9 protein-coding genes are annotated in these 15,922 nt (G+C 61.8%); all 9 read left to right on the forward strand.

Annotation, left to right across the window (positions count from 1 at the left end):
* Nucleotides 1-225 precede the first annotated feature (225 nt).
* The 9 genes from rpoB to fusA all read left to right on the forward strand — a co-directional run bounded on the left by rpoB (nt 226) and on the right by fusA (nt 15,901).
* A complete protein-coding gene (rpoB, locus tag RBB16_RS14680) occupies nt 226-4,362 on the forward strand; it encodes a DNA-directed RNA polymerase subunit beta (protein ID WP_306046874.1) in 4,137 nt (1,378 codons plus the stop codon).
* Between the two features lie 92 nt (nt 4,363-4,454).
* Nucleotides 4,455-8,684 carry a DNA-directed RNA polymerase subunit beta' gene (gene rpoC / locus RBB16_RS14685; protein WP_306046875.1) on the forward strand — a complete coding sequence of 1,410 codons (4,230 nt, stop codon included), beginning with the start codon at nt 4,455-4,457 and terminating at the stop codon, nt 8,682-8,684.
* Between the two features lie 111 nt (nt 8,685-8,795).
* Nucleotides 8,796-9,959 carry a winged helix-turn-helix domain-containing protein gene (locus tag RBB16_RS14690; RefSeq protein ID WP_306046876.1) on the forward strand — a complete coding sequence of 388 codons (1,164 nt, stop codon included), beginning with the start codon at nt 8,796-8,798 and terminating at the stop codon, nt 9,957-9,959.
* Between the two features lie 72 nt (nt 9,960-10,031).
* Nucleotides 10,032-10,892: a glycosyltransferase gene (locus RBB16_RS14695; RefSeq protein ID WP_306046877.1), complete on the forward strand. Its 861-nt coding sequence runs from the start codon at nt 10,032-10,034 to the stop codon at nt 10,890-10,892.
* The gene (locus RBB16_RS14700) at nt 10,889-11,770 is read left to right on the forward strand and encodes a DMT family transporter (protein ID WP_306046878.1); all 882 of its coding nucleotides are present in this window, start codon (nt 10,889-10,891) and stop codon (nt 11,768-11,770) included. Before RBB16_RS14695 ends, RBB16_RS14700 begins: the two co-directional genes overlap by 4 nt.
* Nucleotides 11,771-11,849: 79 nt before the next feature.
* Nucleotides 11,850-12,599, forward strand: coding sequence for a glycosyltransferase (locus RBB16_RS14705; protein WP_306046879.1), 750 nt, complete (start codon nt 11,850-11,852; stop codon nt 12,597-12,599).
* Nucleotides 12,600-12,865: 266 nt separating this feature from the next.
* Nucleotides 12,866-13,237 (forward strand): 30S ribosomal protein S12, encoded by a 372-nt coding sequence (rpsL, locus tag RBB16_RS14710; RefSeq protein WP_071673925.1) that lies wholly within the window; start codon nt 12,866-12,868, stop codon nt 13,235-13,237.
* 12 nt (nt 13,238-13,249) lie between these two features.
* On the forward strand, nt 13,250-13,720 hold the full coding sequence (rpsG, locus tag RBB16_RS14715; protein ID WP_071691208.1) for a 30S ribosomal protein S7: 471 nt from the start codon (nt 13,250-13,252) through the stop codon (nt 13,718-13,720).
* A gap of 63 nt (nt 13,721-13,783) precedes the next feature.
* Nucleotides 13,784-15,901, forward strand: a complete 2,118-nt coding sequence (gene fusA, locus RBB16_RS14720) for an elongation factor G (RefSeq protein ID WP_306046880.1) — start codon at nt 13,784-13,786, stop codon at nt 15,899-15,901.
* The last annotated feature ends 21 nt before the right edge of the window (nt 15,902-15,922 follow it).

The following is a 15,922-nucleotide window of genomic DNA, read 5'->3' on the forward strand; positions in this document are numbered from 1 at the left end:
TTGAAAGAAGCGGCTGGATCCGGGGATTTCCCGGGTCCAGCCAGCCTCGTCTTGGCGAGGGCCCGCATGTGACGGACCTTCCCCAAGACGCGGTTCACAGGATCGGGAGCCCGCCGGTGGGACGGCAGGCATGAATTGATCCGAACCCGTCTGGTTTCAGTGCGACGCATGGCCGGTGCCCCGACGGCCCGTGCGAGCGCGAAGAAACGAAAGGTGTCCGAGAGCATGGCTCAGACCTACGCAGGCCAGAAACGAATCCGCAAATTTTACGGCAAAATCCGCGAAGTGCTGGAAATGCCGAACCTGATCGAGGTGCAGAAGTCGTCCTACGACCTCTTCCTCAAGTCCGGCGACCAGGAACAGCCCGCCGATGGCGAAGGCATCAAGGGCGTGTTCCAGTCGGTCTTCCCGATCAAGGATTTCAACGAAACCGCGATTCTCGAATTCGTCAAATACGAGCTGGAAAGCCCGAAATACGACGTCGAGGAATGCCAGCAGCGCGACATGACCTACAGCGCGCCGCTGAAGGTGACGCTGCGCCTGATCGTGTTCGATGTGGACGAGGATACCGGCGCCAAGTCGGTCAAGGACATCAAGGAACAGGATGTGTTCATGGGCGACATGCCCCTGATGACGCAAAACGGTACCTTCATCGTCAACGGCACCGAGCGGGTCATCGTTTCCCAGATGCACCGGTCTCCCGGCGTGTTCTTCGATCATGACAAGGGCAAGACACACAGCAGCGGCAAGCTGCTCTTTGCCTGCCGCATCATTCCCTATCGCGGCTCCTGGCTCGATTTCGAATTCGACGCCAAGGATATCGTCCATGCGCGTATCGACCGTCGCCGCAAACTGCCGGTGACCACACTGCTCTATGCGCTCGGCCTGGACCAGGAAGGCATCATGGATGCCTATTACAACACGGTCACCTTCAAGCTTGAGAAGAACAAGGGTTGGGCAACCCAGTTCTTCCCCGAGCGCGTGCGCGGCACCCGTCCCACCCACGATCTCGTGGACGCCGCCACCGGGGAAGTGATTGCCGAAGCGGGCAAGAAAGTGACCCCGCGCGCGGTCAAGAAGCTGATCGAAGAGAGCAATGTCACCGAACTGCTGGTGCCGTTCGAGCAGATCGTTGGCCGCTATGTCGCCAAGGATATCATCAACGAGGAAACCGGCGCGATCTATGTCGAAGCCGGGGATGAGCTGACCTGGGAGGTCGACAAGGACGGCGAAGTGACCGGCGGCAGCCTGAAAGAGCTGCTGGACGCGGGCTTTACCGAGATCCCGGTTCTGGACATCGACAACATCAATGTCGGTCCCTACATCCGCAACACCATGGCCGCCGACAAGAATATGGGCCGCGACACGGCGCTGATGGATATCTACCGCGTCATGCGTCCGGGTGAGCCGCCGACCGTCGAGGCCGCGTCGAACCTGTTCGACCAGCTGTTCTTCGATTCCGAGCGTTATGACCTGTCCGCCGTTGGCCGGGTCAAGATGAACATGCGTCTGGCGCTGGATGCGGAAGACACGCAGCGGACCCTGCGCAAGGAAGACATCATCGCCTGCGTCAAGGCTCTGGTGGAACTGCGCGACGGTCTGGGCGACATCGACGATATCGACCACCTCGGCAACCGCCGGGTGCGGTCCGTTGGCGAGCTGATGGAAAACCAGTATCGCGTCGGCCTTCTACGCATGGAACGCGCGATCAAGGAACGTATGTCCTCGGTCGAGATCGACACGGTGATGCCGCAGGACCTGATCAACGCCAAGCCCGCCGCGGCTGCCGTGCGTGAATTCTTCGGCTCCTCACAGCTGTCGCAGTTCATGGACCAGACCAACCCGCTGTCGGAAGTGACCCACAAGCGGCGCCTTTCGGCGCTTGGGCCGGGCGGTCTGACCCGCGAACGTGCGGGCTTTGAGGTGCGCGACGTGCACCCGACCCACTATGGCCGGATGTGCCCGATTGAAACGCCGGAAGGTCCGAACATCGGCCTGATCAACTCGCTGGCCACCTATGCCCGCGTGAACAAATACGGCTTCATCGAGACCCCCTATCGCAAGGTGGTGGACAGCCAGGTGACCGACGAGGTCAACTACATGTCCGCGACCGAGGAAATGCGTCACACCGTGGCCCAGGCCAACGCGACGCTGGATGAGGACGGCAAGTTCATCAACGACCTGGTGAACACCCGCAAATCGGGTGAATACACCATGGCGCCGCGCGAAAGCGTGGACCTGATCGACGTGTCGCCCAAGCAGCTGGTGTCGGTTGCGGCCTCGCTCATCCCGTTCCTCGAAAACGACGACGCCAACCGCGCGCTGATGGGCTCGAACATGCAGCGTCAGGCAGTGCCGCTTCTGCAGGCCGATGCGCCCTTCGTGGGCACCGGCATTGAAAGCAAGGTGGCCATCGATTCCGGCGCGGCCATCCAGGCCAAGCGTGGCGGCGTGATCGACCAGGTGGACGCCACCCGGATCGTGGTGCGCGCTACCGAGGATCTGGAACTGGGCGATGCGGGCGTCGACATCTACCGTCTGCGCAAATTCCAGCGGTCGAACCAGAACACCTGCATCAACCAGCGTCCGCTGGTGAAGGTGGGTGACAGCGTGTCGAAGGGCGAGGTCATCGCCGATGGCCCGTCCACCGATATGGGGGAACTGGCGCTCGGCAAGAACGTCGTCGTCGCCTTCATGCCGTGGAACGGCTACAACTACGAAGACTCGATCCTGATCTCGGAACGGATCGCGCGCGATGACGTCTTTACCTCGATCCATATCGAGGAGTTTGAAGTCGCCGCCCGTGACACCAAGCTGGGGCCGGAAGAGATCACCCGCGATATCCCGAACGTCGGGGAAGAGGCGCTGCGCAACCTCGACGAGGCTGGCATCGTTTATATCGGCGCCGAGGTTGCACCGGGCGATATCCTTGTCGGCAAGATCACGCCCAAGGGCGAAAGCCCGATGACGCCGGAAGAAAAGCTTCTGCGCGCCATCTTCGGCGAGAAGGCGTCGGATGTGCGCGACACCTCGTTGCGCGTGAAGCCCGGTGACTTCGGCACCGTGGTGGAGGTTCGTGTCTTCAACCGTCATGGCGTCGAGAAAGACGAACGGGCGCTGCAGATCGAGCGTGAGGAAGTGGAACGTCTGGCCCGTGACCGGGACGACGAGCTGGTCATCCTCGAACGCAACATCTACGCGCGTCTGAAGTCGATGATCATTGGCAAGACGGCCGTGAAGGGCCCGAAAGGCGTCAAGGCGAACTCCGAGATCAATGACGATCTGCTGGATACGCTCAGCCGTGGCCAGTGGTGGCAGCTTGCCCTCGGGGATGAGCAGGACGCAGCCCAGGTCGAAGCCCTGCACGAGCAGTTCGAGGCGCAGAAACGCGCACTCGATCACCGTTTCGAGGACAAGGTCGAGAAGGTGCGTCGTGGTGACGACCTGCCGCCGGGCGTGATGAAGATGGTCAAGGTCTTCATCGCCGTGAAGCGCAAGCTTCAGCCGGGCGACAAGATGGCCGGTCGCCACGGGAACAAGGGGGTTATCTCCAAGGTTGTTCCCATGGAAGACATGCCCTTCCTCGCCGATGGCACGCCGGTTGATTTCGTTCTGAACCCGCTCGGCGTTCCGAGCCGGATGAACGTCGGTCAGATCCTTGAAACCCACATGGGTTGGGCCGCACGCGGTCTGGGCCTGAAGGTGGACGAGGCGCTGCAGGACTATCGCCGCACCGGTGACATGACCCCGGTCCGTGACGCCATGAAGATCGCCTATGGCGACGTCTATGACGAGATCATGTCTGATGCGGGCGAGGATCAGCTGGTCGAGATGGCCGGCAACGTCACCCGTGGCGTTCCGATCGCGACCCCGGTTTTCGACGGTGCCAAAGAGGCAGACGTGAACGACGCGCTTGAGCGTGCCGGGTTCGACACCTCGGGCCAGTCCGACCTCTTTGACGGGCGCACCGGCGAGAAGTTCAGCCGCAAGGTGACCGTGGGCGTGAAGTACCTGCTGAAGCTGCACCACCTGGTGGACGACAAGATCCACGCGCGGTCTACCGGGCCGTACTCGCTGGTAACGCAGCAGCCGCTCGGCGGTAAGGCGCAGTTCGGCGGTCAGCGCTTCGGGGAAATGGAGGTCTGGGCCCTGGAAGCCTATGGTGCCGCCTACACCCTGCAGGAAATGCTGACGGTGAAGTCGGACGACGTGGCCGGCCGGACCAAGGTCTACGAGTCGATCGTCAAGGGTGAGGACAATTTCGAAGCCGGCGTGCCGGAGTCGTTCAACGTTCTCGTCAAGGAAGTACGGGGCCTCGGCCTCAACATGGAACTCCTGGATGCGGAGGGTGGAGAAGAGTGACGGAAAAAGCGCCTTCGAAGGCGCTTGGAAAGGCGCTTCGAAGCGCCTTCGCCCCTCTCAACCCGAACGCACAGCCTGAGAAAGGTTAAGACATGAACCAGGAACTGACCAACAACCCGTTCAACCCGCTGGCCCCCCAGAAGGTGTTCGACGAAATCAAGGTCTCTCTGGCCTCTCCGGAACGGATCCTCTCGTGGTCCTTTGGTGAGATCAAGAAGCCCGAGACCATCAACTACCGGACCTTCAAGCCCGAGCGTGACGGCCTGTTCTGTGCCCGCATCTTCGGGCCGGTGAAGGACTACGAATGTCTCTGCGGCAAGTATAAGCGGATGAAGTATCGCGGCGTCGTCTGCGAGAAATGCGGTGTGGAAGTCACGCTGCAAAAGGTCCGCCGCGAACGCATGGGCCATATCGAACTGGCCGCGCCGGTCGCGCATATCTGGTTCCTCAAGTCGCTGCCGTCGCGCATCGGCCTGATGCTGGACATGACCCTGCGCGATCTGGAACGCATTCTCTACTTCGAAAACTACGTGGTGATCGAGCCGGGTCTGACCGACCTGACCTACGGCCAGCTGATGACCGAAGAAGAGTTCATGGATGCGCAGGACGCCTATGGCATGGACGCGTTCCAGGCCAATATCGGCGCCGAGGCGATCCGCGAGATGCTGCAGAATATCGACCTCGAAGCCGAAGCTGCGCAGCTGCGTGAGGACCTGAAAGAAGCCACCGGTGAACTGAAGCCCAAGAAGATCATCAAGCGGCTGAAGATCGTCGAGAACTTCCTGGAATCCGGCAACCGCCCGGAATGGATGATCCTGACCGTGATCCCGGTCATTCCGCCGGAACTGCGCCCGCTGGTGCCGCTGGATGGTGGCCGTTTCGCGACCTCCGACTTGAACGACCTGTATCGGCGGGTCATCAACCGGAACAACCGTCTGAAGCGCCTCATTGAACTGCGCGCGCCCGATATCATCATCCGCAACGAAAAGCGGATGCTGCAGGAATCGGTCGATGCCCTCTTTGATAACGGTCGTCGTGGTCGTGTCATCACCGGGGCCAACAAGCGCCCGCTGAAATCGCTGTCCGACATGCTGAAAGGCAAGCAGGGTCGTTTCCGTCAGAACCTTCTGGGTAAGCGGGTCGACTTCTCGGGCCGTTCGGTCATCGTGACCGGGCCGGAACTGAAGCTGCACCAGTGTGGCTTGCCCAAGAAGATGGCGCTCGAACTGTTCAAGCCCTTCATCTACTCGCGGCTGGAGGCCAAGGGCCTGTCCAGCACCGTGAAACAGGCGAAGAAGCTGGTGGAAAAAGAGCGCCCCGAGGTGTGGGACATCCTCGATGAGGTGATCCGCGAACACCCCGTGCTGCTGAACCGTGCGCCCACGCTGCACCGTCTCGGCATCCAGGCGTTCGAGCCCGTGCTGATCGAAGGCAAGGCCATTCAGCTTCACCCGCTGGTCTGTTCGGCCTTCAACGCCGACTTCGACGGCGACCAGATGGCCGTGCACGTCCCGCTGAGCCTTGAGGCGCAGCTGGAAGCGCGCGTTCTGATGATGTCGACGAACAACGTTCTGTCGCCCGCCAACGGCGCGCCGATCATCGTTCCCTCGCAGGACATGGTTCTTGGTCTCTACTACCTGACCCTTCAGAGGGAAGGGATGCCGGGTGAAGGCATGATCTTCGCCGATATCGACGAGGTTCAACACGCGCTGGATTCCGGCGAACTGCACCTGCACGCCAAGATCACCGCGCGGATCAAGCAGATCGACGAGGAAGGCAACGAGGTTCTCAAGCGCTACGAGACCACACCGGGCCGTCTGAAACTGGGCGCGCTGCTGCCGCTCAACGCCAAGGCCCCGTTCGAACTGGTGAACCGCCTGCTCAAGAAGGGTGAAGTTCAGCAGGTCATCGACACCGTCTACCGCTATTGCGGCCAGAAGGAGTCGGTCATCTTCTGCGACCAGATCATGGGCATGGGCTTCCGCGAGGCGTTCAAGGCGGGCATCTCGTTCGGCAAGGACGACATGGTGATCCCCGACACCAAGTGGGAAATCGTCGACGACGTGCGCGAGCAGGTCAAAGGCTTTGAACAGCAGTACATGGACGGCCTGATCACCCAGGGCGAAAAGTACAACAAGGTCATCGACGCCTGGTCGAAGTGTAACGACCAGGTCACCGCGGCGATGATGGATACGATCTCGGCCATTCGCCATGATGAGACCGGCGCCGAAATGGAACCGAATTCGGTTTACATGATGGCCCACTCCAAGGCGCGTGGCTCGGTCACCCAGATGAAGCAGCTTGGCGGTATGCGCGGCCTGATGGCCAAGCCGTCGGGTGAGATCATCGAGACGCCGATCATCTCGAACTTCAAGGAAGGCCTGACCGTGTTGGAGTACTTCAACTCCACCCACGGCGCCCGTAAGGGTCTGTCCGATACCGCTCTGAAGACGGCGAACTCGGGGTATCTGACCCGCCGTCTGGTGGACGTGGCGCAGGACTGCATCGTCCGCATGGTCGATTGCGGCACCTCGAACACGATCACCGCAGAGGCCGCCACCCGCGACGGTGAGGTTGTGTCCTCGCTGGCGGAGCGCATCCTTGGCCGCACCTGTGGTGAAGATGTGCTGGTGCCCGGCACCGATGAGGTGATCGTTGCGGAAGGAGAGCTGATCGACGAACGCAAGGCCGACGCCGTTGAAGCGGCGGGTGTCCAGTCGATGCGCATCCGCAGCCCGCTGACCTGTGAGGCCGAAGAGGGCGTCTGCGCCACCTGCTACGGTCGTGACCTTGCCCGCGGTACGCGGGTGAACACGGGCGAAGCCGTGGGCATCATCGCGGCGCAGTCCATCGGTGAACCCGGCACGCAGCTGACGATGCGGACATTCCACATCGGCGGTGTTGCCCAGGGTGGCCAGCAGTCCTTCCAGGAAGCGGGCCAGGCCGGCAAGATCGAGTACCGCAACGCCAACCTGCTGACCAACTCGGCAGGCGAGCAGATCGTGATGGGCCGCAACATGCAGCTGGTCATCGTCGATGATCAGGGCGCGGAACGGGCCAGCTACAAGCCGGGCTACGGTGCCAAGATCCATGTCGAGGAAGGCGCAGCCGTGGAACGCGGTCAGCGGATGTTCGAATGGGATCCGTACACCCTGCCGATCATCGCCGAGAAGGCGGGTACCGTGAAATTCGTCGACCTCGTCAGCGGCATTGCCGTGCGCGAGGAGACCGACGATGCCACCGGCATGACCCAGAAGATCGTGATGGATTGGCGCACCGCGCCCAAGGGCAACGAACTGAAGCCGGAAATCCTGATCGCTGACGCAGATGGCGAACCGGTCCGCAACGACGCGGGCAACCCGGTGACCTATCCGATGTCGGTGGACGCAATTCTGTCGGTCGAAGACGGCCAGCAGGTTGCTGCCGGTGAGGTTGTGGCCCGTATCCCGCGTGAAGGCGCGAAGACGAAGGACATTACCGGTGGTCTGCCGCGTGTGGCCGAACTCTTCGAAGCACGTCGTCCGAAGGATCACGCCATCATCGCCGAAAAAGACGGCTACGTGAAATTCGGTCGCGACTTCAAGAACAAGCGCCGGATCTCGATCGTGCCCGCCGACGACACCCAGGAACCCGTGGAATACATGGTGCCCAAGGGCAAGCACATCCCCGTTGCCGAGGGCGATTTCGTCCAGAAGGGCGACTACATCATGGATGGCAACCCGGCACCGCATGACATTCTGCGGATCATGGGGATCGAGGCTCTGGCCGATTACCTCATCGACGAGGTGCAGGACGTCTATCGCCTGCAGGGTGTGAAGATCAACGACAAGCACATCGAGGTGATCGTTCGCCAGATGCTGCAGAAGTGGGAGATCCTCGACTCTGGCGAAACCACGCTGCTGAAAGGCGAAAACGTGGACAAGGCAGAGTTCGACGAGGCCAACGAGAAGGCGATCGCCAAGGGCGGCCGTCCGGCACAGGGCGAGCCGATCCTTCTGGGGATCACCAAGGCCTCGCTGCAGACCCGGTCCTTCATCTCGGCGGCGTCCTTCCAGGAAACCACCCGCGTGCTGACCGAAGCCTCGGTTCAGGGCAAGCGCGACAAGCTGGTGGGCCTGAAGGAAAACGTCATCGTCGGCCGTCTGATCCCGGCGGGTACCGGTGGTGCCACGCAGCAGGTCCGCAAGATCGCGCAAGAGCGTGACAATGTGGTGATCGAAGAGGCCCGTGCCGAGGCGGAAGCCGCCGCCGCGCTGGCCGCCCCCGAAGAGGCCCCGGCAGAGGCGGATGTCTTCGCCGCTCCGGCCCCCGAGGACGAATAAGCCCTTCGAGGTTTGACAAGATCAAAGCCCCCGCCGGTCCGCCGGTGGGGGTTTTTCTTTGGCCAGAGCGCCCCTAGGGTGAAGACCAACCTGACCACCTGAGGCGCCACCGTGGCCGAACTGAAGATCGACAACCGCAACGCGCGGCGGCTCTGGCTGCATTCCCAGGGTCTGGGGGAAACGCCGACCGGCCCGCTGGATCTGGCGGCAATGGTCCGCGCGCTTGGTTTCGTGCAGTTGGATACGATCCAGGTCGTCTCCCGCGCCCATCACCACATTCTCTGGAGCCGCAACCAGAACTACCGCGAACCGATGCTGGACTGGCTGCTGGCCAGGGATCGCGCGGTGTTCGAGCATTTTACCCATGACGCCAGCGTCCTGCCGATGGAGTTCCTGCCCATGTGGCGACGGCAGTTCGACCGGATGCGCGCCTATTACGACCGGGCCGGTTGGGTGAAAGGGCTGCCCGATGCTGAGGGTCGGCAGAAGATCAAGGACCGGATCGCGCGGGAAGGGGCACTCTCCACCCATGCGTTTGACACGAAGATCGAGGGCGAGCGGCAGATGTGGCACCGCCCGCCGCACAAGCTTGCGCTGGATTACATGTGGTATGCGGGCGAGTTGGCCACCTGCCACCGTGTCAATTTCACCAAGTTCTATGATCTGGCAGAACGGGTGTTCCCGGCGCATCTGCGCGAGAAGGAGCTGAGCGAAGGTGATCAGATTACCTGGCTTTGCGATGCCGCGCTCGACCGGATGAGCTTCGGATCTGCGGGCGATGTGAAACGTTTTTGGGATGCGGTCACGCTGCCCGAGGCACGGGCCTGGGCGGAGCGGACGCCGCTTGTTCCCGTCTCGGTCCAGGGTGCCGATGGCAGTTGGGCCAGCGCCGTTGCGCCGCCGGATATCGAGAGCCGGCTTTTCGGGCTGTCCCCTGCTACCAGCCGCCTGCGTATCCTCAACCCGTTCGATCCGGTGATCCGCGACCGCAACCGGCTGTCGCGGCTTTTCGGATTCGACTACCGGGTCGAAATGTTCGTGCCCGCCGCGAAGCGGATCTGGGGATACTACGTCTTTCCGATCCTGGAAGGGGAGCGTTTCGTGGGCCGGATCGAGGTGAAGGCAGACCGCAAGGCCTCTCGCCTCGATGTTCTGAAGCTTTGGCCGGAACCGGGAGTGAAATGGAGGCCCGCGCGGGAAGAGAAGCTGGAGGCAGAGCTGGCCCGCATGGCCCGGTTCATCGGGGTCGAGAGCGTACATCGCGCGGACCCATGATTGAGGGATTCCCTCGAACGCTGCTTTGGCCTAGCATTCGACCCATCGGTTTTTGTGTGACAAGGTGGGTGCATGGCCACGGGTTTCGACAATCAGATCGTGGGTGTGTGCCGCTTCTCCTATCTTGGCGCAGGCGGGTTCGAGGCGTCGAAGCTGGACGAAGCCGCGCTTATGGACCTGCTCTACGATCCTGCCCGTATGGCCCGCCGATTTGCCTTCTTCGAAAAGCTTTGCCTGCCCTCGCTTGCGGCCCAGACCGACCAGGGTTTCCGGCTGGTCGTGCTGATCGGCACCTCGATGCCCATGCGGTTTCGCAAGCGCCTGAAGGGGCTGGCCGAGCGCTATCCATTCCTGCGAATTTGCGCCATCGAACCCAATGGCCCGCTGAACGCCACCCGGCGCGCGTTTCGGCGTGGAACCGAACCGGGGGCCGATTACATCACGGGTTTTCGGATTGACGATGATGACGCCGTGGCGGTGGACTATATCGAGAGGACCCGCGCCGTGGCCGACCAGTTGATCAGGCTGGGTTGGGCGGATGAGGATCACCCGGCTGTCATCGCCTTTCATCGGGGAATCTACTGGGATCTCAATGACCGGGAGCAGCCCTTTTATGACTTCCGGGAAATCGGTCCGCTCGGGCTGGCCAGTGCCATGATAACCAGGCCCGATGCCCGGTCCAACATGTTTCGCTGGAATCACCGGCGCGTGGCGGCCCATGCGCGGATGTGGTCGGACCCCACCGACCTGATGTTCGTGCGGACGCTTCATCAGCACAATGATTCTGGCCGGACCATCCCGCCGGGGGCGGAGCCGCTGGCGAAATGGCAGGGCAAGAAGATCTTGTCTGACCGTTTCGGGCTTGACCCGGAGGAGGTGCTGCCGCTGATGTGGCGGCAGTTTGCTTCCGACAAGGATAATGACGGGGAATGATCCTCTCTCCCAACCTGAAAGGCGCGCTTCTAATGATGGGAAGCATGGCCGCCTTCACCTTCAACGACGCCTGCATAAAGCTGGTGGCGGAGGATCTGCCGCTCTTTCAGATCGTGTTTCTGCGCGGCATCCTGACGACGGTGTTCATCGGCGCACTGGCCTATGCGCTCGGGCTGCGCAGCCTGGCCATCCCGCGTGGGGATTGGGGCAGGGTGGCAGGCCGCACCGGGGCCGAGATCACCTCGATGGTGGCCTTCCTTGTGGCACTGGTGAACATGCCGCTGGCCAATGTGACGGCGATCCTCGCCGCGCTGCCCCTGACCATCACCCTCGCTGGTGCGCTGTTTCTGGGCGAGCCCGTGGGATGGAAGCGTCTGGCGGCCATTGTCGTGGGCTTCACCGGCGTCTTGCTGATCGTCAAGCCGGGGGCCGAAGGGTTCAACGTCTACTCCCTCGTTGCGGTTCTGGCGGTCCTGCTGGTCACCGCGCGGGATCTTGTCACGCGGCGGTTTTCGGACGGGGTGCCGTCGCTGGCCGTGGCGGTGATCACGGCGGGATCGGTCGGGCTGTTCGGCGGGGTTCTGATGCTTTGGCAGGGATGGGAGCCGGTAACCGTGAGACAAGCCGGTCTGGTCGCCGGTGCAGCCTTCTTCATCATCGGCGGCTATCTCTTTTCGATCATGGTGATGCGGGTGGGAGAAATCGGTTTCGTGGCACCCTTCCGCTATACGGCATTGGTCTGGGCGCTGCTTTTGGGCTGGTTCGTCTTTGGCGATTGGCCGCGTCCGCTGACCCTGTTGGGCGCGGCGATCGTGGTGGCAACGGGCATCTTCACGCTCTACCGCGAACGCAAGCTGCGCGAGGCGGCGGATGGCTGACGGTGGGGTGCAGGTTCTGGGGCTGTGCCGCTTTTCCTATCCCGCCGCATTGGAGGGGTTCTAGACCCGGCATGAGACGATGGAAGACCGCCGCGCCGCGCTCTATGCGCCGGAGCGGTTGGACACCCGGCTTTTCTGGTTCGAGCATATCCTGTTGCCCGGCATCCGGGCGCAAACCGGGCAGGACTTTACCCTGTTGCTGTTGATGGGCGATGATCTGCCGGACCCATGGCACAGCCGCCTGCATGCGCTGATCGATCCGCTGCCGCAGATCCGGCCTGTCTATCGCCCGACCGGGCCACACCGGCAGGTCTACCGAGAACTCCTGCAAGCCGCACGCGACCCCAAGGCGCGGGCGGTGGCGGAATTCCGGCTGGATGACGACGACGCGGTTGCGTTGAACTACGTCACCAATATTCGCCGCAGCTTTGGTCAGCTCAGGGATATCTGGCGGCCAAGGGGGCGATTGGCGCTGGATCAGGGAAAGGGCGTTGTGGTGGCGGCGACCGGTCCTGATATCACGCTGACGCCGGTGCTGGCCCATTGTTGGGCCCCGGCGCTGACCGTCTATCTGCGCCCCGGCGATGACGCCTGCGTCATGGACTTTCCCCATCAGCGGGTCTGGCAGCGGATGCCGCTTGTGTCGTTCACGGATCAGGTCATGTTCCTGCGTGGCGCACATGCGACGAATGACAGCCCGATCAGCCTGACCGGAACCCACCCGGCTGAGATTGATCCGGCAGATCTGCCGGACCTTGTCAAACGGCGCTTTGAGGTGGATATTGAGGCCTTCCGGCGAGGTTGGGCCGCGTTGCAGCGCGGCTTCTGACCTATGCGTTGCACGGCCCTGTGCGGCTGTTGACACCCTATCCGATTCCCCCTATACCGCGCGCCACCTGACCCCTTCGCGTTCATCGCGGCGTGGGTCCGGTATACAGATTTGAGTGGTCATGATCCGGGCCGTTTGTTGTGCCCCGATCCTCTGAGAATTCCACCGCTGTGTCCTCCAGGTAGGGAAGGGGCACATGCGGCCATAGACGTTTTTGTGCAAGCAACTGCGTCTGATGACATGAACGAGCGAAACGGGGAGACCCCATGCCGACGATCCAACAGCTGATCCGCAAACCGCGGCAGCCCAAAGTGAAGCGCTCCAAGTCCCAGCACTTGGAATCCTGCCCTCAGAAGCGTGGTGTCTGCACCCGCGTCTACACCACCACCCCGAAGAAGCCGAACTCGGCCATGCGGAAAGTGGCCAAGGTCCGTCTGACCAATGGCTACGAGGTGATCAGCTACATCCCCGGTGAAAGCCACAACCTTCAGGAACACTCTGTCGTCCTGATCCGTGGCGGTCGTGTAAAAGACCTTCCCGGCGTCCGTTACCACATCCTCCGCGGCGTGCTCGACACCCAGGGTGTCAAGGACCGCCGTCAGCGTCGTTCGAAATACGGCGCCAAGCGCCCCAAGTAAGAGGATCAACAGATGTCTCGTCGCCACGCTGCTGAGAAGCGCCAAGTTCTGCCCGACGCCAAATTCGGCGATACGGTGCTGACCAAGTTCATGAACAACCTGATGATCGACGGCAAGAAGTCGGTCGCAGAACGCATCGTCTACAATGCCTTTGACCGGGTCGAGAGCAAGCTCAAGCGCGCCCCCGTCGAAGTCTTCCACGAAGCTCTCGACAACATCAAACCGGCTGTCGAGGTTCGTTCCCGCCGCGTCGGTGGTGCCACCTACCAGGTTCCCGTCGAAGTGCGTCCCGAACGTCGCGAAGCGCTCGCCATTCGCTGGCTGATCGCCGCATCGCGCAAGCGGAACGAAAACACCATGGAAGAGCGCCTGGCAGGCGAGCTTGTCGATGCCGTCAATGGACGCGGTACCGCCGTCAAAAAGCGGGAAGACACCCACAAGATGGCAGACGCCAACAAGGCGTTCTCGCACTACCGCTGGTAAGCAATCGCGTCGGGGGAATGATCCCCCGGCGGTTTTCTCTTTTTCGCCAAAGGACCGAAACCAATGGCTCGCGACTATCCGCTCGACCGTTACCGGAACTTCGGGATCATGGCCCACATTGATGCGGGCAAGACCACCTGTTCCGAGCGTATCCTCTACTACACCGGCAAATCCCACAACATCGGTGAGGTGCACGATGGTGCAGCCACCATGGACTGGATGGAGCAGGAGCAGGAACGCGGCATCACCATCACCTCGGCTGCGACCACCACCTTCTGGGAACGCACCGAAGATGGCACCAATGCCGACACGCCCAAGCACCGGATGAACATCATCGACACTCCCGGCCACGTTGACTTCACCATCGAAGTGGAACGTTCGCTGGCGGTTCTCGACGGTGCCGTTGCCGTTCTGGACGCCAACGCAGGTGTTGAACCCCAGACCGAAACCGTTTGGCGTCAGGCTGACCGCTACAAGGTTCCGCGCATCGTGTTCGTCAACAAGATGGACAAGATCGGCGCAGATTTCTTCAACTGCGTGCGCATGATCGAAGACCGCACCGGCGCGACCCCGGCCCCGATCCAGATCCCGATCGGCGCCGAGAACGAGCTGGAAGGCATCGTCGACCTCGTGACCATGAAAGAATGGGTCTGGGCCGGCGAAGACCTGGGCGCGTCCTGGGAACAGCGCGACATCCGTGACTCGCTCAAGGACACCGCCGAAGAATGGCGTGGCAAGCTCATCGAAAACGCCGTCGAAATGGACGACGAAGCGATGATGGAATATCTGGAAGGCAACGAGCCTGACGTTCCGACGCTGCGCAAGCTGATCCGTCAGGGCACCCTGTCGATGTCGTTCATTCCCGTGCTGTGCGGCTCGGCGTTCAAGAACAAGGGCGTGCAGCCCCTGCTCAACGCCGTGGTGGACTATCTTCCCAGCCCGCTGGACGTGGTCGACTACATGGGCTTCAAGCCCGGCGACGAAACCGAAACCCGGAACATCCCGCGTCGTGCCGATGACGACATGGCCTTCTCGGCCCTGGCGTTCAAGATCATGAACGACCCGTTCGTCGGTTCGCTGACCTTCACCCGCATCTACTCCGGTGTGCTCAACAAGGGCGATACCCTTCTGAACTCCACCAAGGGCAAGAAGGAACGCGTTGGCCGGATGATGATGATGCACTCGAACAACCGTGAGGAAATCACGGAAGCGTTCGCAGGCGACATTATCGCACTGGCAGGCCTTAAGGACACCACGACCGGTGACACGCTCTGCGCCGTCAACGATCCGGTGGTTCTGGAAACCATGACCTTCCCCGATCCGGTGATCGAGATCGCGGTCGAGCCGAAAACCAAGGCCGACCAGGAGAAGATGTCCCAGGGTCTGGCCCGTCTGGCCGCCGAAGACCCGTCCTTCCGCGTCGAAACCGACCTCGAGTCCGGTCAGACCATCATGAAGGGCATGGGCGAACTTCACCTCGACATCCTCGTCGACCGCCTGAAGCGGGAATTCAAGGTGGAAGCCAATATCGGTGCGCCGCAGGTGGCCTACCGCGAAACCATCGGCCACGAGGTCGAGCATACCTACACCCACAAGAAACAGTCGGGTGGGTCTGGTCAGTTCGCCGAAGTGAAGCTGATCATCTCGCCGACCGAGCCGGGCGAAGGCTATTCCTTCGAATCCCGCATCGTTGGTGGTGCCGTGCCGAAGGAATACATCCCCGGTGTTGAAAAAGGCATCAAGTCCGTCATGGATAGCGGCCCGCTGGCTGGCTTCCCCGTGATCGACTTCAAGGTGGCCCTGGTCGACGGTAAGTTCCACGACGTTGACTCCAGCGTTCTGGCCTTCGAAATCGCAGCTCGCATGGGCATGCGTGAGGGCATGAAGAAAGCCGGGGCAAAGCTCCTGGAACCGATCATGAAGGTCGAGGTCGTGACGCCCGAGGACTACACCGGTGGCATCATCGGCGACCTCACGTCCCGTCGCGGTCAGGTTCAGGGGCAGGATACCCGTGGCAACGCCATCGCGATCGACGCCTTTGTGCCGCTGGCCAACATGTTCGGCTACATCAACACGCTGCGCTCGATGTCCTCGGGCCGTGCGAACTTCACGATGCAGTTCGACCACTACGAGCCGGTTCCGCAGAACATCTCGGAAGAGATCCAGTCCAAATACGCATAACGGGATGGCGGGGATGAACCC

Source organism: Nioella sp. MMSF_3534, assembly GCF_030732985.1.
Lineage (GTDB): Bacteria > Pseudomonadota > Alphaproteobacteria > Rhodobacterales > Rhodobacteraceae > Nioella.

Coding starts and splice junctions, on each gene's coding strand:
- RBB16_RS14695 (WP_306046877.1), top strand. CDS start 10,032: ATGGCCACGGGTTTCGACAATCAGATCGTGGGTGTGTGCCGCTTCTCC.
- rpoC (WP_306046875.1), top strand. CDS start 4,455: ATGAACCAGGAACTGACCAACAACCCGTTCAACCCGCTGGCCCCCCAG.
- RBB16_RS14700 (WP_306046878.1), top strand. CDS start 10,889: ATGATCCTCTCTCCCAACCTGAAAGGCGCGCTTCTAATGATGGGAAGC.
- RBB16_RS14705 (WP_306046879.1), top strand. CDS start 11,850: ATGGAAGACCGCCGCGCCGCGCTCTATGCGCCGGAGCGGTTGGACACC.
- fusA (WP_306046880.1), top strand. CDS start 13,784: ATGGCTCGCGACTATCCGCTCGACCGTTACCGGAACTTCGGGATCATG.
- rpoB (WP_306046874.1), top strand. CDS start 226: ATGGCTCAGACCTACGCAGGCCAGAAACGAATCCGCAAATTTTACGGC.
- rpsG (WP_071691208.1), top strand. CDS start 13,250: ATGTCTCGTCGCCACGCTGCTGAGAAGCGCCAAGTTCTGCCCGACGCC.
- rpsL (WP_071673925.1), top strand. CDS start 12,866: ATGCCGACGATCCAACAGCTGATCCGCAAACCGCGGCAGCCCAAAGTG.